The organism is Undibacterium sp. Jales W-56 (genome assembly GCF_025548535.1).
Taxonomy (GTDB): domain Bacteria; phylum Pseudomonadota; class Gammaproteobacteria; order Burkholderiales; family Burkholderiaceae_D; genus Undibacterium.
This window is the reverse complement of the sequence record NZ_JAJLQW010000003.1, coordinates 299873-318083: the sequence shown is the minus strand read 5'-3', so window position 1 is coordinate 318083 and position 18211 is coordinate 299873. Positions and strand designations below refer to the sequence as shown.

General features: G+C 53.2%; 14 protein-coding genes. 5 read left to right on the top strand and 9 right to left on the bottom strand.

What is annotated here, in order from left to right:
* Window positions 1-139 precede the first annotated feature (139 nt).
* Entirely contained in the window at window positions 140-340 is a 201-nt protein-coding gene (locus LPB67_RS10595; protein WP_262837145.1) for a hypothetical protein, read from the bottom strand.
* On the opposite strand from LPB67_RS10595, the gene LPB67_RS10590 reads away from it, so the two are divergent.
* Window positions 339-1169: a CPBP family intramembrane glutamic endopeptidase gene (locus LPB67_RS10590; protein ID WP_262837144.1), complete on the top strand. Its 831-nt coding sequence runs from the start codon at window positions 339-341 to the stop codon at window positions 1167-1169. The two genes, LPB67_RS10595 and LPB67_RS10590, sit on opposite strands and share 2 nt — an antisense overlap.
* Window positions 1170-1353: 184 nt before the next feature.
* On the opposite strand, the gene LPB67_RS10585 is transcribed toward LPB67_RS10590, so the two are convergent.
* Window positions 1354-2007, bottom strand: coding sequence for a hypothetical protein (locus tag LPB67_RS10585; protein ID WP_262837143.1), 654 nt, complete (start codon window positions 2005-2007; stop codon window positions 1354-1356).
* Between the two features lie 373 nt (window positions 2008-2380).
* Here LPB67_RS10585 and LPB67_RS10580 point away from each other — a divergent pair, with 373 nt between their 5' ends.
* Window positions 2381-6115, top strand: a complete 3735-nt coding sequence (locus tag LPB67_RS10580) for a hypothetical protein (protein ID WP_262837142.1) — start codon at window positions 2381-2383, stop codon at window positions 6113-6115.
* Between the two features lie 254 nt (window positions 6116-6369).
* On the opposite strand, the gene dinD is transcribed toward LPB67_RS10580, so the two are convergent.
* Window positions 6370-7209: a DNA damage-inducible protein D gene (gene dinD, locus LPB67_RS10575; protein ID WP_262837141.1), complete on the bottom strand. Its 840-nt coding sequence runs from the start codon at window positions 7207-7209 to the stop codon at window positions 6370-6372.
* A 366-nt stretch (window positions 7210-7575) separates the two neighbouring features.
* Here dinD and LPB67_RS10570 point away from each other — a divergent pair, with 366 nt between their 5' ends.
* Window positions 7576-7824 carry a DUF3297 family protein gene (locus tag LPB67_RS10570; RefSeq protein ID WP_262837140.1) on the top strand — a complete coding sequence of 83 codons (249 nt, stop codon included), beginning with the start codon at window positions 7576-7578 and terminating at the stop codon, window positions 7822-7824.
* A 132-nt stretch (window positions 7825-7956) separates the two neighbouring features.
* On the opposite strand, the gene LPB67_RS10565 is transcribed toward LPB67_RS10570, so the two are convergent.
* Together LPB67_RS10565 and LPB67_RS10560 are read right to left on the bottom strand one after the other, a co-directional pair.
* Window positions 7957-8724, bottom strand: coding sequence for a tRNA-uridine aminocarboxypropyltransferase (locus LPB67_RS10565; protein WP_262837139.1), 768 nt, complete (start codon window positions 8722-8724; stop codon window positions 7957-7959).
* 613 nt (window positions 8725-9337) lie between these two features.
* Window positions 9338-10456 carry an HAF repeat-containing protein gene (locus LPB67_RS10560; RefSeq protein ID WP_262837138.1) on the bottom strand — a complete coding sequence of 373 codons (1119 nt, stop codon included), beginning with the start codon at window positions 10454-10456 and terminating at the stop codon, window positions 9338-9340.
* A gap of 307 nt (window positions 10457-10763) precedes the next feature.
* On the opposite strand from LPB67_RS10560, the gene LPB67_RS10555 reads away from it, so the two are divergent.
* On the top strand, window positions 10764-11030 hold the full coding sequence (locus tag LPB67_RS10555) for a helix-turn-helix domain-containing protein (RefSeq protein ID WP_262837137.1): 267 nt from the start codon (window positions 10764-10766) through the stop codon (window positions 11028-11030).
* Window positions 11027-13009 carry a DUF2075 domain-containing protein gene (locus LPB67_RS10550; protein ID WP_262837136.1) on the top strand — a complete coding sequence of 661 codons (1983 nt, stop codon included), beginning with the start codon at window positions 11027-11029 and terminating at the stop codon, window positions 13007-13009. The genes LPB67_RS10555 and LPB67_RS10550 overlap by 4 nt, the downstream gene beginning before the upstream one ends.
* A gap of 246 nt (window positions 13010-13255) precedes the next feature.
* On the opposite strand, the gene LPB67_RS10545 is transcribed toward LPB67_RS10550, so the two are convergent.
* The 4 genes from LPB67_RS10545 to dnaN form a co-directional block, all read right to left on the bottom strand.
* The gene (locus LPB67_RS10545) at window positions 13256-13576 is read right to left on the bottom strand and encodes a nucleotidyltransferase family protein (RefSeq protein ID WP_262837135.1); all 321 of its coding nucleotides are present in this window, start codon (window positions 13574-13576) and stop codon (window positions 13256-13258) included.
* Between the two features lie 8 nt (window positions 13577-13584).
* Window positions 13585-13920, bottom strand: a complete 336-nt coding sequence (locus LPB67_RS10540; protein ID WP_262837134.1) for a nucleotidyltransferase substrate binding protein — start codon at window positions 13918-13920, stop codon at window positions 13585-13587.
* A gap of 283 nt (window positions 13921-14203) precedes the next feature.
* A complete protein-coding gene (gyrB, locus tag LPB67_RS10535) occupies window positions 14204-16711 on the bottom strand; it encodes a DNA topoisomerase (ATP-hydrolyzing) subunit B (protein WP_262837133.1) in 2508 nt (835 codons plus the stop codon).
* 224 nt (window positions 16712-16935) lie between these two features.
* Window positions 16936-18042 (bottom strand): DNA polymerase III subunit beta, encoded by a 1107-nt coding sequence (dnaN, locus tag LPB67_RS10530; RefSeq protein WP_262837132.1) that lies wholly within the window; start codon window positions 18040-18042, stop codon window positions 16936-16938.
* Between the last annotated feature and the right edge of the window lie 169 nt (window positions 18043-18211).

Below are 18211 nucleotides of genomic sequence, written 5' to 3'. Positions count from 1 at the left end.
AAAGGATCTACGCCTGTCAAAACGGCTGGCGCCCAACACGCAGTGCATAATTCATACCACTTTCTCTAAGGGTTTGATTTTATTCATTTAAATGGATAGTTAATTGGCGACAACAGCACGTTTGTAAAAGTCGCCGACGTTACAAATTGCCGGAAATAAATTTATATTCGAAACTGGAGTCCATCACAATGTCATCTGCTCCGATCGCTTCACCGCTCATGGCGGCGCATGTGCGCGAATTGAAGATAAGACTGAGCAGCATTCGCCTGAGAAAGTTTTTTTGTGGCCCTGTGCGGTACGCTAAATTTTTGACGATATTGAACGATGACGCTTGATCCATGCCAGTAATCTTTTATCTGTTTTGCGCCACCAGCATGATCTGGCTATGCCTGCCGCGACCTCGCGCATGGCTGGGCATGTTCATCCTGACGATGACCTGGGCGATGTATGCCGCACATATCGCGCCCGTCGGCTTGGCGATGATTATTCTGATGGCTGCCGTCGGCTGGGGCGCGGCGCGTGCCAATGGAATTGATCGAAAAATCTTGCTGCTATTGACCGGTCTGAGCGGTTTGCTGTTGGCATCCCATAGACTGCCCGGATTTGCGGAGATCGTCTTAACCGGATTGCCACCGTTCACAGTCTCGCCGGCGACTACTTTTTATCTGCATCTGGATAAAGCGATTGCCGGACTTTTGATGCTGGCCGTATTTTGTCGCAGCGATCGCAGTCAACATCTTGCGACCTGGCGCGATCGCGGTTTGTGGCGCCTGATGGCGATAAGTCTGCCGCTCATATTTGTCGTTGCCCTGGCGCTTGGCCTGACTGCGCCGCAATGGAAATGGCCCGCCAGTACCTATTTATTTTTTAGCGTGAATTTGTTCTTTACTTGCCTGGCGGAAGAGGCATTTTTTCGTGCCGGCGTGCAGCAGGCTTTGCTGGCGCTGATGCCGCGCCGGCCTTGGTTCGGCATAGGGCTGGCGGCATTGCTGTTTGGATTGGCGCATGCCGCGGGCGGGTGGCGTTTGATTGTGGTGGCTACGCTGGCAGGCGTTTGCTATGGACTTGCGTATCACAGAACACGCGCAATCGCGGCGGCGATCCTGCTGCATTTTTTAGTCAATGCGATTCATTTTGTCGGCTTCGTCTATCCGGCGATCCTGCATTAAACATCCTACGATGTCCTGCATACCTAGGCAGTCTGAGGACATAGTTCGACCATGCGTCGTCTGGATCAACTGCTGGAACAGAATCCGCAATCCCCATGCGCCTGCTGGCACGATAATGGCTGGTAAGCCGCGCCAGGATTGCGGGTTCGTTTTTGGTAAGCTTTTAAAGACATTCGTCCGGCGGCTAAGCTCGCTTCACCATGTAGATCACTCGTGGGCAAGGGGTTTTACCATTCTTCTGCGGGCACCAGAACGACACCGTGATCGACCAGCGACGGCAAGACACTTCGATCAGATCCGGCGCATCGCCCATGCCCATATTGCAGGTCGACTCCAGCGCATCATCGAGCAAGTTCGCCTGGAAGTAACCGTAGCGACTGATTTTTTGCAAGGTCTCATACGCCAGAGTCGGCTCCACTGTGCCCGGCCTCATCACCAGCTCGCGTTCCCTGAGCGTCACCAGGGTCTCCAGCTCGGCACGACTGCAAGCCCACTGCGCCTGATCGCGCACGCATTGGGCAACGTAATACAGCGGCTTGCCTTTGAGCTGCGCATGTGGCTGGCATTTGACGTCGGCGAAATTGGCCTTGGCCGCATTTGCCTCGAAAGCCCGCGCATCAATATCGGCCACCCCGACTCCCAGCTTTTGCCAGCACACGACCTGTTCTAGCAAGACCCGCTCATTGCGACTAAGCTTGACGGGAAAAGTCCGGTCGCTTGCCTGCGCGGTCCGCATCGGAGCCATCGATACGATCAACCACAGTATGGCCCAGGCTACCTGCCTCATACGCAGATAGGGCGATTTCAATCGCGCAGTCTCAGTGTCATGTTTAGTCATAGGTGAAGCCAGTCGTATCGGTTTGATCAAATAAGCGCAGGATAGCAGAGCAGATTTTATAATGGCATCGATGACAACAGAATTCGAGGGTGGAGAATGTGAAGGAATGCGAGGGATATTTTGCTTGTCATGCGAGAATGCAGAGTACAAGGTGAAGAGAAGTTGTTCTCGGCATTTCCATCGTGAGCGATTCGCCTGATTTTGCACAAGCTCCGGTAAAGAATCGATCATAAGACGAGAGTTTGCGATATCCTTAGAATTAAATGCCACATGGCAACACTGATTTTACGCAGGCATATCATGCGCCAAGGTTTTTTGATTAAAATTTGAGACGAAGTTTGCGGTCAAAACAGGAGCGGTTGCGCCGACTGGCATGGATAAGCACATCGTTTATACAAAAACGGCAAAAGGATTGACGGAAGCGATTGGTAAAACCAAGCAGCTTTCCCGCGGCCTGCGCACTCTGCTCAAAGAGATCGATGGCAATGCGTCGGTGGCCGCGATCCAGATCAGTCTCGACAATCTATCCGACAAAAAATTAGAGCAGGCTCTTGAGCAATTATTCAAAGAGAATTACATCCGCATATTCGACGCGCCGCGCCGCCCGCTTAAAGACACTTCAGCGCAAACCTTAACGAAAAGCCCGACACCCGAGGACATCGATTTTTCCACCATAGGCACTTTTCAAGAATCGCTGCTACAGCTCACCATGAGCGCTTTTTACGACGCGGTGGAGGCGCAGAATGCCGCCGATGTCACGCCGTCAAAAGAAGAGTCAGCGGCCAAGCCGGATCCGGCGACACTGAGCCGGGTCCCCAAGGCGATTGCCGATATTGATCCGAAGATTCAGGAGCTGGCCGAGTTTGTGGCACGGCTGGAGAACGAGGCTCGTGCCAAGCAGGAAGTCAAAGAAAAAGCCCATAGAAAAGCAGAAGAAGCGCGCATAGCCAAACAAAACGCGCTGCAGGCAGAGCAGGAGCGCGCCGTTCAGGCCGCCAAGGAATTAGAAAACAAAAAAGCCAAAGAACGCGCCGGGCAAGAAGCTCAGGAACAGACCAAACAGCAAGCCGACGCCTTGGCGCGCAAACAGGCAGAAGAGGCCGCGCAAACAGAAGCCCGGAGGCAAGCTGAAACACAGGCCAAAATACAAGCTGAGCGGGAAGCGCAAGAAAGAAGCCAGCGCGAAGCACAAGCATACGCTCGCCAGCAGGAGCAGGAAAAAACCAAAGCTGAAGAATATGCGCGGAAAGAAGCGCTCGCTAAGGCGGAAGAATCTGCCAAGGCAGAGGAACGTACCAGAAAAGAAACTGAATTAATGGCCAGGCAAGCGGCAGAAGAGTTGCAGCGCAAAGTCGCCCAAGGCCGCGCTCGCATGGAAGCCGAGAAGCAAGCCCGGCGAGAAGACGAAAAAAGAAAAGCGCAGGAATTTGCCGACAAAGCAGCACGGCACCTGGAAGAAAAACGGGCTCAGCAAGCCGTCATAGAATCAGCCCGTCTGGCCAAAGAACAAGAAGAACAAGCTCAACGTGAGGCAGAGGAGCAGGCAGTCCGTCTGGCGGAGGCGCAAAAACAGCGCGAAGCAGAAGCCCATCAAGCCGCAGAGTACGCCAGAGCGGAGCAAGAGCGCATCGAGGCAGAAACCAGAGAGCGCCAGGCCAGAGACATCGCCGAAACAGCAAGACTCGCGCAGGAACAGCAAGCTCGTCTGGTCGCAGAAGCCAAAGCAAAACAGGCAGCCTTGCAACGTACTAAAGCCGAAGAAGAACGCCAGTTCAGGGAACAGCAAGCCCGCCTCAAGGCAGAAGCCAAAGCCAGGCGAGAAGCCCTGGAGCGCGCCAAAGCCGAAGAACTACGTCTGGCTCGCGAAGAGCAAACTCGTCTTGACACCGAGGCCAGGGAAAAGCAAGAGCGTGAAGCCGCTGAGCAAGCGAGACTCGCTCAAGAAGAGCAAGCCCGCATCGAAGCTGCGGCCAAAGCTGAACAAGAAGCATTAAAGCATGCCAAGGCCGAAGAAGAACGCTTGGCAAGAGAAGAGCAAGAACGTATCGAAGCAGAAGCGAAGGCGCAGCAGGAAGCCTTGGAACGCGCCAAAGCAGAGGAAGAGCGACGTGCTGAAGAAGAACAAGCCCGTATCGAGGCCGCAGCCCAAGCCGAACAAGAAGCCTTAGAGCGCGCCAAAGCCGAAGAACTACGTCTGGCCCGCGAAGAGCAAATCCGCCTTGACACCGAGGCCAGGGAAAAGCAAGAACGAGAAGCCGCTGAGCAAGCAAGGCTCGCTCAGGAAAAAGCGCGTGTCGAAGCAGAAGCGCAAGCGCGGCAGGAAGCCCTGGAACGCGCCAGAGCAGAGGAGGAGCGACGTGCTGAAGAAGAGCAGGCCCGCATCGAAGCCGCCGCCCAAGCCGAGCAAGAAGCCTTAGAGCGCGCCAAAGCGGAGGAAGAGCGACAAGCTAAAGAGCAGCAAGTCCAGATTGAAGCCGCAGCCAAAGCCCAGCAAGAAGCATTGCTGCGCCAGCCAGAAGAAGAGCGCGCCGTGAATGAAGCGGCCGAGCGCTTTCGTCTCGAGGCGAGTGAAAGAGAACAGGCGCATCAACTGACCGTCTCCAGGCAGGCAGAAGTAGAGCGTGTTCGTAAAGAAAAAGATCGGGACGTCCTCGAAGGAATCGCCGCATTGACCAGGCAGGACGAAATTGAGCAAGACCTGCGAGCACAAGAGCATATTGCACAACAGGCCGAAGAGCAGCGACTGCAGCAAGAAGCCGAACAAGCCGAACTGCGCAAAGCCGAAGCGCTCAAGGTAATGCACGCCCAGATCGAAGCGCGCCAGCTCGCCAAACAACTGAAAGCCCAAGCCCGCGCAGAAAGAAAAGCCCAGGCCGCCAGCCTATGGTCGGCCAGATTGTCGCGCGCCAAAGACCTGGTCGTGAATAAAGTGGTCGACACCTTCATCAAAAAATTGAGCATCATTTTTGTGGCAGGCATCATCGCGGCTATTGCGATGCTGCATCTCAGCTCGTTTGATCGTCAAGCCGCTGCATTTGAAAAATCGATCACCAGCGTGATGGCGCAACCGGCTAAAATTACCGGCCTCTATTTTGCGCTCTTACCCCGTCCGCATTGGCGTGCCAAAGACGTGACGATCGGCGCTCAACAACAGATCAAGATAGCAGAACTGTCCGTCGCAATCGATCTCACTACCCTGTTCAGTGACAAAGTATTGCTGGGGCGGATTGACCTCAGCTCCCCTCAGATCAATGAGCAAGCGGCGGGCTGGCTCCTGTTCCAGTCCCGATTACCAGATCATCAGCAATTTGGCCCGGTGTATGTTGAAGGCCTGAAGTTAGTCTCATCCGACTTCCCCTTAGACGCACTCGACGGGCATGCCGAATTCGATCGCCATGGACGCTGGACCAAGATCGTGCTCGATACGTCTGAACGTCAATTCCACGCGACGCTGCTGCCCGATGCAAACGCGGTCAAATTGGATGTCAACGCGGATGCTTTCGCTGTGCCTTTCGGTGCCGGCGTCACGCTGAAACAATTTCACAGCACCGGCACGATGTACCAGGACCGCCTAGAAATAAAGGAATTTGGCGGCGCTCTGTACGACGGCATCGTCAGCGGTAACGGCACTCTGAAATGGGATCCGCGCTGGAGCTTCGCCGGCAGTTTTAACGCCATAGAGATCAATCTCCCGGGCATCGCCCCGCGTCTGTTTGATAGCGGAAAAATGAAGGCCAAGGGTCGCTACAACATGCAGGCCAAGAGCAGCGACAAATTATTTTCCTCGGCAAGAATTGATGGCAGCTTTAGCGTCGGCACGGGAGCGATAAAGGGTGTCGATATCATGAATGCATTTAAAAATACCCAAATGGGCGGCCGTTCCAGCTTCACGGATATGAACGGCAATTTCACTTACTCGGGCAACCTGATCCAGGTACGGGTCGCCCGCATGAATGCCGGCGTGGTCTCCGCCGCAGGCTACGCTACGGTCGAACCTAGCACCTTGCTCAACGGCCGCTTCGCCATCGACTTGCAGTCGCCATCGGGTAAAGAGCATGCGGATATTGCGCTGGGCGGGAAGCTGAGTGAGCCGAAGTTTGGCGAGTGAGAGGCAATGTCCGTTAATCCAGTGATGTGCGTTAAATGGGATTTAGCGATTAACCAGATTTGGTGCACTTTTGCGTAATCACTGCAATTTATATCGAGATGATTGTATTGAATTCACTGTTCGCGAATGGCGAACAGTGAATGGTTGTCACTTTAAAAAATATCTTGTTGTACCCGTAAAGCTTGCGAGTCGATGCCGCCATCAACTGCCGGAACGTTACGTTTTGGCAGGAGTATTTTCAGCTTCTTCACCGCTCAATTTCCCAGCTTTTTTTTCGCACTTTCAATTTGTTTAATACTGACCTCAGGTGTGGACAGCGCCTCTGGCATTGTGCCGCCTAATTCAACGATGGTTTGACGCACTTTTTGACCCACTTCAAAATGCGTTTGATTCGCTTTGACTTTCACACTGATCTGATCGCGCTTGAGTTTTTCTTCGGCTTGAGTAGCTCGGAACAAATTGGCCGCAAGCTCAGTGCTACCCATATGATCGAGAATTTTTTGATTCTTCTTTAAACCTTTACGGGTATGGATGTCTTTTGCCGCTAGTCCACCATACAGCCCACGATAGCCATGATCCTGAAATATCGCATAATCGAGCGGCGTCTCAACACCAGCCTCCTTTGCTGCAGCTGCCAGTTGCTTATTATGTAAAGCGAGTTCGTTACGGATAGCGAGGCGTTTATCGTTTTCATTTAACTGCGCAAATTGCGCCTTATCGGTCAGCTCCTGACGACGGGTCTGCATTGCGAAATAAGCCTGCCCATTTGCAATTACGGTCTTGCTTGGGTCACCGTTTTGTACAATCAGGTAGCAGGCATAACGAGATAGATGTAAGTCCTCAATCTGTCGTTTTGCACCGGAACCAATTTCGACCATAGTGAGGACATCCTCAATATGGTTTTCAATGTCTTGACCACTGTTACGACAGGCTTCTTTTGCCTTATCAATTACGGGTAAGAAGTGACGGTATTGAGAATATTCCAGGACGGCTGCCAATTCACGTGCCGACCAAAATTCATTGCCATTTTCATCCAAATGGCGAATGTTTTCAAACGTCGCATGATGTTGATGTATGATTTTTTTGTTAGTCATTATTGGCTCGCAGAGTTGCTCAATAGGCATTAAGATAATTTAAATGATACCTCAAAATCTCTCAATACACTGATTAAATAATCAGTGTATTTAACTTTGACGATTATGGAATTTTTAACTCCATCGCTTCCTTGCTGCAATCGCAATTTGCTCGACCCGTCTCGGGTTTTTGTAGGCCTCTTAGCAGGATATTGGCCGGTAAGCCGTAATGGGTTTGCGTGAACGTTTTGCAGTAATGTGAAATGATCTGGACTCCAATTGAAGCTGTCTAATCTCCAATGGCTCATTTGAAGCTTAATGTAGATAGATCAGGGGCAACGAACTGGCAATTGTACTGATCGGCTTTCTAGTGGATAATTCTGGCCTATGAACGATACTACGACACCCCCCAATTTGCCCGATCGCCTCTCCATCGATCCGCGCAGCCCCTACCATATTGCCGCCGTGTTTGAACACGAAGTCGGAATCAAATTCAACGACAAAGAGCGCCTTGACGTCGAAGAGTATTGCATCAGCGAAGGCTGGATCAAAGTCGCTGCCGGCAAAGCCCTGGATCGCAAAGGCAAGCCGCTGATGATCAAAGTCAAAGGCAAGGTTGAAGCGTTTTATCGCTAGTGCTGACACTGGCAGTAAAAAAACGGTTCTAATCAAGACAAAGTACATTACAAGAACGGGTCCGCATCGAGCACATCGATGCGGACCCGTTTGCTTTAAGCGTAATCAGCTCGTGTTACCAGACCAATCGCTTTATGCAGACAAACGCAAGTCGCGCAGGCGCTGGTGCAATTCATCATCCCAGTCCAGCTTTTGCTGCAGCTTGGCGCGCAGGTAGTGCTCGGTGAACACATCCAGATATGCCTCTAAGGTTTGCGCAGCCAAGGTCTCGCCAGCCAGCTGCAGGCACAATGCCGTGACTTCCGATGTGCACAAATTCTCCTCGCGCTTGGAGCGGCGCAGGCGGTAGCGTGACAATTGTTCCGGCATCAGGCTCAGCACCGGCAGGTGATTCAGGTAAGGGCTTTTTTTAAAGATCTTGCGCGCTTCTGGCCAGGTCGCATCCAGCAAGATAAACAGCGGACGCCTGCTCTCCGTATCCACCACTGCATCGGCACTGCAATGTGCAGGCAGCAATTGCGTGACTACCCGCTCCGGTGCGACAAATTCCCCAGGGAACACCACATACGGCTGCCACTGCGGATCGGCCAGCACCGCCAGCAGCGCGGGATCGACCTCGGTGCGCGCCCAGCCAAACGCCATCGTATCCGGCACCACATCGGCAATCAGCCAGCCCGTGTTGCTGGGCTTCAGCGTCTCATGCTCCGCCATGATCAGGCACACCCCGGCACGCGTAGGCACCACCGGACGCAAGGCGCACAGACAGTGACTCAGGATCAGGCGACAGCCGCTACAACGCTCGCCATGCGGTCCGCCGCGTGCCAGAAACGGACGGGTGCTGCGCTCCAGACGGGCAGAGCGAAGGCGGGAGACAGCATGGGGTAAATGGGTTTTTGTCATGTAAAAATGAACATCAATGCCGGAATCAAGAGCCGAACCAATCTGGCACATTAAGTACAACGATTAAAGCCCAGCATTCTAGAGCAATCAAGTCTGCACGCATACCGATGATCGGTAGCGGAAATTTTTTGGATCGATCGCTGCGCCGTATCAATCAAAAATCACGCAGAAATCATGTAGAAATAACATACGAAGTCGCACAGCTTCACCTGCAAATCCAACAGATCAACACCGTGCCCGGACAGCATCCCAACATGTGGTCGCAACAAGATAGGGTGAAATGTGGGGGACACAACGGAAAATAGAACGATCCAAAAGCACGTCATTCCTGCACGCTTTTAGCAGGAATCCAGTGGCGTTGATCGATCAACCAAAGACACCAGACTCCTGCTATCCCTATCCTCATTGGGCAGGCGGGCAGCATGCTGTTCGAATTCCTTGTGTCGCCCTTCTCTGGAGTGACGAAGTGAGAGCAAAATTAAATTGACCAACATATTTAATTGCCGGATCAATAGAAGTTTCCTGACACGGGTGTTGAATCATTGCAGGTTCCCACCAATAGTGAAACAGACGTCGCTATGGTATTTCGCAACCAACTTACCCTAGACTACCTTTAGTGGCTATACGTCCCGAAAAATAATCCCCTGAAGCGCTTGCGAAAGATCACGACGGTGCCGGCCAGCAGTATCATCACCAAATTAAAGCCGAGAATTTTGGTACCGCCAAGGTCGACAAACGGCACCGCGTTGGAGTGCATGGTGGCGGCATTCAGGCCGCGATCATAGGTCGCGCCGATCACTTGTCCTGCGTTGTTGATGGCATTGGTCAGGTACAAGCCCTTGCCGCTGGGGTGCAGCAGCATTTTGTTGTCCCGCCAGACGAAGGAGAGGCGACGGTCGCCAAAGCGCTCGTTGGTCAGCTCTACCGTCCCGACGACATGGCCGGCATTGTTGATGCCGGTAGCGAAGCTGTTGCCACGGCCGATGATGGTGCCCAGATCGCTCATGCGCGTGCCGTCGTAGACAAAGGCATGCCAGCTGCGGTCTTTCATCTCCGATGCGCCGACGACCACCCCCTTGTCATTGATCGCTGTCGCCGTACTGAAGCGACCGCCAAGGGTACCAAGATCGATCATGCCGCGCCCGGCATCATAAAGAAAAGCATGGCGGGAGCCGTCTGGCGTCGTCGCCGTGCCGACCACTTGGCCCACATTATTGATGCCGCTGGCGTAGCTGACTTTGCCGCCGAAGGTACCCAGATCCTTGAGTGGCTCGCCGGGCTGATACAGGAACGCATGCCATTCGCCATTCGCGGTATCGGCAAAGCCCACCGCAGCACCGGCGTTGTTCAGCGCCATGCCATGGCTGTTGACGCCACCCAAGGTACCCAGCTCTTGCATGCCGCTGGCGCGGCTGTAGAGGAAGGCCGTCCAGCTACCGTCTTTTTTATTCGACGAACCGACAAGCTCGCCTTTGTCATTGATGCGTTTGGCTTCGCTCTCCGTCCCGCCCAGCGAATCGAGTCTGATCAGCTTGCCCTTTTCAAAAAACGCCGCATGCGGCCCGCCTTTCTCATCCTCGATCACCACGGCGACCTGGCCAGCCGTGTTCATATCATTGGCAATCGACCCGCCCTGCCTGGGCGCCACGATCCCAAGCGACTGAGTAATTGCGGCGGCCTCACCACCTGCCAGAGCCAGCAGAAAAAAACAGCTACGCAGAACATAACGCATACAAGAATCCTTTCAGATGGAATTTTGCAAACAGGAAAGCCGTAGATAAATATACATCACTAATGTGCGCTGCCAGTGCTAATTTGTTATGTGGTGTGGCGAAACTGAGAATCGGAGTTGAACATATTTGGACTGTGCACCACGTAGAAAACCTTTCCACCAAATTGGATATCCAAGGCTTAGAAATAGATTGGCGTCTCATTGGCCTGGCTGAGAAGTAACGCTATCTCTAACACCTCGTATCTTCCTAATTCAGATAGCAATAATTGTGACTTATAGTCCGTAGACTCATAAGTCACATAACAGCATGATTGCCCGTCGATATAGCAAAACAGTGTGGGTAATGATGGCGAATCAAGATCTGGTGGAATTTGGGCTGCATTTGAAGAAATTGCGGCAAGAAAAAGGATTGAGTCAAGAGCAGCTTGGTTTGATTGCTGAACTGGATCGCACCTACATCAGTGGCATAGAGCGTGGCGTGCGTAATGTGAGTTTGGCGAATATCTTTCGGATCGCTAAGGCGCTCGATGTGCCTGCTGCTGCATTATTTGCTGACCTCGATGGTGTGCAATGAGTCGGCGGGCTTTGTATGGCGCGGATGTGCCAGTTTTTTTGTTAGACACGCCAGAGAATATAGCAGGCGCACTTTCACTCAATCTAGGGCCAAGTGCCACACAAGAACAAAAGAGTGCATGGATAGAACAAGCGAAAATCTTGCACGAAGTGCTGGTCGATTTTACTGATGGCTACATCTTGTTTGAAGTCTTGATCCCGCGTATGGGCCGACGCGTCGATGCGGTGCTGATCGTCAAGAATATTTTGTTTGTATTGGAATTTAAGATAGGTGCCAAGGTCTATTTTCCGCAAGATTTGCGTCAGGCACATGGCTATGCACTCGATCTGCATCACTTCCATGAAGGCAGCCATAATAAATGCATCGTACCGATTTTGATTGCGACCCAGGCTGCATCCAAAGCCTTACCGAATGTCGCATCCACACCGCAACAAGATGACGTGCACGCGCCTTTGCGCGCCAATCGCAGTAATCTCACTGAATTACTGCGGCATTGCCTGCAAGAGATACCGCAAGCACCAGCGATCAATTTGCAGCATTGGCTTAATTCTTCTTACAAACCAACGCCCACCATTATTGAAGCGGCGCAAGCACTGTATGCCAATCACGATGTCAGCGATATCGCGCGCAACGATGCGCGAGAGAACCTGTATATCACCAGCAATGCACTTCAAGACATCATTCATCAAGCGCGCTTACATCATCGCAAAACGATCTGCTTTGTCACAGGTGTGCCGGGTGCGGGTAAAACCTTGATTGGTCTGAATATCGCCACCAGTATGGATTTAAATTCAGACGAAAAAGCTGTGTTTTTATCCGGCAATGATCCTTTAGTGCTAGTACTGAGAGAAGCGCTCGCCCGTGACGCGAAGACGCGTGGGTCGAAAAGAAGTAAAGAAATAGAACTGAAAAGTGCAGAGGCAGTAATTCAAAATATACATAAATTTCGCGACACGTATGTAGAACATAAAGACGCACCGCCAGAACGCGTCGTCATTTTTGATGAAGCGCAACGCGCATGGGACGCAGAAAACACTTCCAAGTTCATGTCCACCAAACGCGGGCAAAGTGGCTTCTCGCAATCTGAGCCAGAGTTTCTCATCAGCGTGATGGATAGGCACAGCGACTGGTGCGTGATCGTCGCCCTGATCGGCGGCGGGCAAGAGATCAATACGGGCGAGGCGGGTTTGCAAGGCTGGGTGGATGCGCTGGCAAAACAGTTTGCCGATTGGGATGTGCACTACTCAGACAAACTCACGCAGATCGAATACGCTGGTCGCGATGTGAGCTTCAACGCCATCGCATTCGCCAGCGCGCAAGCAAGCCTGCATCTGGCCACATCAATGCGATCCTTCCGCGCAGAAAAGCTCTCGCACATGGTGCACTACTTGATCCACAATCAACCAACCAAAGCGCAGGCGTGCTACCAAGAATTCAAACACAATTTCCCCATTAAAATCACGCGTGATCTCGCCAGGGCTAAGGCATGGATCAAGGCGCAAGCGCGCGCCAACGAAACCAAAGGCATGATCGCCTCATCCGGCGCAATACGCTTGAAAGCCGAAGGCATCTTCGTCAAAAATAGATTGACCACCGCTGACTGGTTTCTCAACTCGCAAGACGACATACGCTCTTGCCATTTTTTAGAAGACGTCGCCACCGAATTCGATATCCAAGGCCTAGAACTAGATTGGTGCCTGGTAGGCTGGGACGCCGACTACCGCTACCAGAAAACGCACAGCAAGCAAGACGGCCAATTCGAACACTGGAAATTCACTGGCACCAACTGGAAGCGCAGGCTGCAAGAAGAACAACAGCGCTACCTAGAAAACGCCTACCGCGTACTCCTCACCAGAGCACGCCAAGGCATGGTGATCTTTGTACCGCAAGGCGAGGCAGAAGACGCGACGCGCTTGCCGGAATATTTGAATGGGACTTTTGAGTATTTGGTGGGTTGTGGGGTTGAGGTTTTGGCTTGATGGGAATGGAATGTACATTTCCATAGGATCGCGGCACGATATTTGCCTTTGTGCCGCGTGAGGATTGAGTGATTGTGTCTACAATCAAATGAAAGCCAGCACTGTAAAACAATTTTATCCTGCGCTTTTAAGCGAAATACCAAAACTTTTCTAGCAGAATAATTTTTTGAGAGAATCTATATGGAATTGTCGAAAAAATTAGCAGCAATCCAAAGGTCTCCAAGAAATCTAATGGGTCGTAAGAGGTCAAATAATTCGCACTCTGCAGCTTTCAATAATCCCGCGAAACGCCGGACTAATCGCAGCCCAATCCACCACATCGACTTTAAACGGCAAATCCGATTCCGAGAAATCATGTTCGATTGCGGCGAGCAGGCTGAGCGTTAAACCTGCGTCGCTGATGATGGCGAGATCGAGGTCTGAATAGGGTTTTTCTGTGTGAGTAGCGCGTGAGCCGAAGGCCCAGACTTCTTTATCTGGCACATGCTTTTGCAGGATGGCGGCGACGATCTGCCATTGCTCTGGCGTGATGGCGATGTCTGGTAATTTATACGCTGGTTTTGTCATCACTAGTTTCACGCCGTTAGGGTGCCGCGCTTCTTCAGTTCGGCCAGCAAGGCTAGTCCTTCCAGTAGAAAATCCGGCACGATCTGCATGACTTCGATGGCCTTGCTTTCGTCGTAAGTGTGGCCGGTGATGCTGCGTGCTTTGCGGTAGTCTTTCCACTTGTCCCAGCCGTTGCGCAACAGGCCTTGCTCGCTTGCTGTTCTGATTAAATCGGGGAAGGCCAGTTCATCGATTTCCACCGGGTTGGGCGCGGCTAATTCCAGATAGCGTTTGAGCATCTTGTGCGATAGCTCGTAGCAGAATTCAAAGCGTTGAATGCAGGCGTCGCGGTACAGTGAATTCACGTGTCGGCGGCGTAGGCTTGTAGTGCTTCACTCAGACGTTGCAAGGCATTGTCTAGTGAGCTTAGATCGAGTTGAATGGCCATGACCCCTCCGCGGACGTTCTTCGCTAAAGAAGGAAATCTTAAAACAATACTGCTCTGTTGCGCAATGTCTATGCGCCTTACAGGGCCGAATGGCTGGAGAGCCGCATTGGCAATGCGTATCTGGTCTGCCTGTTTTTAAATTTCACATCCAATAAAAAAGCCCAACCAAGTGGCGGGGCTTTTTGCTTTGTCGTTTTACATCAAACGTCAATATTCCCTGCCCTAAGCGCATTTGATTCAATAAACGCCCGGCGCGGCTCAACATCATCCCCCATCAGCGTCGTAAAGATCTGATCCGCGGCAATCGCGTCTTCGATCTGTACTTTGAGCAGGCGGCGCACGGTTGGGTCCATCGTGGTTTCCCACAGTTGGCTTGGGTTCATTTCGCCCAGACCTTTGTAGCGCTGTTTGCTGACGCCGCGTTCGGCTTCTTCGCGTAGCCAGAGCATGGCGTGGTGGAAATCTTGTACGGCGATTTCTTTCATGCGTTCGCCTTCGCCACGGCGGATGAAGGCGCCTTCGCCTAACAGGCCTTTGAAGGTTTGTGCGGCGGCTTCCAGCACTTTGTAATCGGTGCTGTTGACGAAGTCGGCGTCGATGCTGCTGACTTTGATGTTGCCGTGGTACAGGCGTTCTATGCGCAGGCTGAGCATGCCTGAGAGTTCATCGCTGCGGACCACGGCTTTAACGGCGGGGTCGTTGATGGCGGCGGTGAGTTCCTGGGCGGATTGCTGGGCGTGCTCTGCGCTGTCCATCTTGAGCGTGACGCCGGTCATGATTGCGGTGAGGGCGGCACGGTCGATCACGCGGGTCAGGCGCATCATGATGGCATTGGCCAGATTGTATTGGCGTACCAGTTCGCCGAGCGCTTCGCCGCTGATCGGGTCTGCACCGGTGCTTGGGATCAGTGCTGCGCCGGTCAGGGCGACGGTCATCATGTAGCTGGCTTCTTCGGCGTCGTCTTTGAGGTAGCGTTCATCGCGGCCGGCTTTGACTTTGTACAGCGGCGGCTGGGCGATGTAAATGTGGCCGCGCTCGACCAGTTGCGGCATCTGGCGGTAGAACAGGGTCAGCAGCAGGGTGCGGATGTGGGCACCGTCGACGTCGGCATCGGTCATGATGATGATACGGTGGTAGCGCAGCTTGTCGACGTTGAATTCGTCCGGGCCTATGCTGGTGCCGAGCGTGGCGATCAGGGTGGTGATCTGTTCGCTGGAGAGCATTTTTTCGAAGCGGGCTTTTTCGACGTTCAGCACTTTACCGCGCAGTGGCAGAATCGCCTGGAACTTGCGGTCGCGGCCTTGCTTGGCCGAGCCGCCCGCGGAGTCACCTTCGACGATGTACAGTTCGCACAGGGCCGGGTCTTTTTCCTGGCAATCGGCGAGTTTGGAGGACAGGCCGAGGCCGTCCATCACGCCTTTGCGACGGGTCAGTTCACGCGCCTTGCGGGCAGCTTCGCGCGCGCGCGAGGCTTCCACGATCTTGCCGCAGATGATTTTGGCGTCGTTCGGTTTTTCGGCCAGATAGTCGGTCAGGGTCTTGGCGACGATCTCTTCGACCGGGCCGCGTACTTCGCTCGACACCAGTTTGTCCTTGGTTTGCGAGCTGAATTTCGGTTCCGGCACTTTGACCGACAGCACGCAGGTCAGCCCTTCGCGCATGTCGTCGCCGGTGACTTCGACCTTGGCTTTTTTGGCGTAGTCGTGTTCTTCTATGTATTTGTTGATGACACGCGTCATGGCGGCGCGCAGGCCGGTCAGATGGGTGCCGCCGTCGCGTTGCGGGATGTTATTGGTGAAGCACAACACCTGCTCGTTATAGGCATCGTTCCATTGCATCGAGACGTCCACGGTGATGTTGGTGCCCTGGTCGGAGACCTTTTCTCCGGTCGCCTGGAAAATCGTCGGATGCAACACGCTCTTGCTCTTGTTGATGTATTCGACGAAGCCGCGGGTGCCGCCTTCGAAGGCAAACAATTCTTCCTTGCCGGTGCGCTGGTCGTTGAGCTTGATGCGCACGCCGTTGTTCAGGAAGGACAATTCGCGGATGCGTTTGGCCAGGATTTCGTAATGGAATTCGACATGCGTGAAGATTTCTTCATCGGCCCAGAAGTGCACTTCGGTACCGCGCTTGTCGGTGTCGCCGATGACTTTGATCGGTGAGGTGACGACGCCGTCCACGGTTTCGAGTTCGCGGTTTTGCGGTACGCCGCGCACGAATTCCATGGCGTGGACTTTGCCGTCGCGACGGATCGTCAGCTTCAGTAATTTGGACAGGCCATTTACGCAGGACACGCCGACGCCGTGCAAACCGCCGGAAACCTTATACGAGTTCTGGTCGAACTTGCCGCCGGCATGCAACTCGGTCATGACGATCTCAGCCGCGCTGCGTTTCGGGTCGTGCTTGTCGTCCCACTTGATGCCGGTCGGGATGCCGCGACCGTTATCGGTGATCGAGATCGAATTGTCGGAGTGGATGGTGACGTTGATCTCGGTACAGTGACCGGCCAGCGATTCATCGATCGAGTTATCCAGCACTTCAAATACCAGGTGGTGCAGTCCGGTACCGTCCGAGGTGTCGCCAATATACATGCCGGGGCGCTTACGCACGGCTTCCAGTCCCTCCAGAATCTGGATCGAGGATGCGCCATAGGATTGATTCGCAGGACTGGCAGCGGCTGGTGTGTTGTCTTGGGTGTTCTCGGACATGGTTACCTTCTGTATAGGGTGTTACTTGTTCTGACTGGTATGTGGTTTTAGCCCCCTCTCCCGCGAACGGGCGAGGGTTGGGGTGAGGGTGCTTGCAGATCGAATTATTTGAATACCTTGGATCAGATGGTTCATAGAAAATCGTCTGTGGAATTTGCGGATGTTCAATTTTTCAACCGCCCTCACCCTTGCCCCTCCCTCAAGCGGGCCAGGGGTTCTTAGAATTAAATCCGCATTGGCATCACGACGTATTTAAAGTCGGTGTTGTCTGGGATGGTGATCAAGGCCGATGAATTGGAGTCACCCAGGGCGATGTTGATTTGATCGACTTTGAGGTTGTTCAATACATCGAGCAGGTAGGTCACGTTGAAGCCGATATCGACGCTGTCGCCGCCGTAATCGATTTCGATTTCTTCGACCGCTTCTTCCTGGTCGGCGTTGGTGGACATGATCTGCATGACGCCGGGTGTGACCACGCAGCGCACGCCTTTGAACTTGTCGCTGGTCATGATCGCGGCGCGTTGCAGCGAGCGCAGCAGTTGTTCGCGGCCCAAGGTGAAATTGTTTTTGTAACCCTTGGGGATCACGCGGTTGAAGTCAGGGAACTTGCCTTCGACCAGCTTGGAGATCAGCTCGATGTCGGCGAAGCTCAGCTTGACCTGATTGTTGGCGATATCGAGCTGCACCAGATCGTCTTTGTCTTCCAGCAGGCGCTGCAATTCGATAATCGTTTTGCGCGGGATGATGACTTCCTGACGCGCGAATTCCTGCTCGACTTCGACCTGGCAAAACGCCAGCCGGTGACCGTCGGTCGCGACCGCAATCACGTTCTTGCCGTCGACCACCAGCAGCAGGCCGTTCAGGTAATAACGGATGTCCTGCTGCGCCATCGAAAAGTGCACCATGTTGAACAGGTGCTTCAGGGTTTTTTGCGGCAGGCTGACGCTGGCGTTGAAATGCTCGGCTTGCGCCACGGTCGGGAATTCTTCTGCCGCCAGGGTTTGCAAAGAGAAGCGCGATTTGCCGGCCTGCACCGTCATTTTTTTGTTGTCGAGCTTGAGCACGACATCGTTGTCGTCCGGCAGCGCACGCAGGATGTCGAGCAGCTTGCGGGCGGCAACCGTGGTGGCCGTGACGTCACCGCCCGAGCCGATTTCGGCGTGCGTCGTGATCTGGACTTCGATGTCGGTCGACAGGAAGGAGACTTTTTCGCCGTCTTTGCGGATGAGGATATTGGCCAGAATCGGCAATGTGTGCCGACGCTCGACAATACCGCTCACGATTTGCAGTGGCCGGAGTATGGTGTCCCGGTGGGTTTTAACCAATTGCATGTGTATATCCTCGCTAAATTTGTAATTAATAAAGGATGCTGAACTTCTTATCGCTACTGCTTTTTATCTGAAATTACAGTCCGCTGTATTGATGCGGCTTCCAGAGCATTTTTGGCCTGGAAGCCGCATCAATATTGCGTGCTGCAATTTAGTTTTTACTAATTCGTTT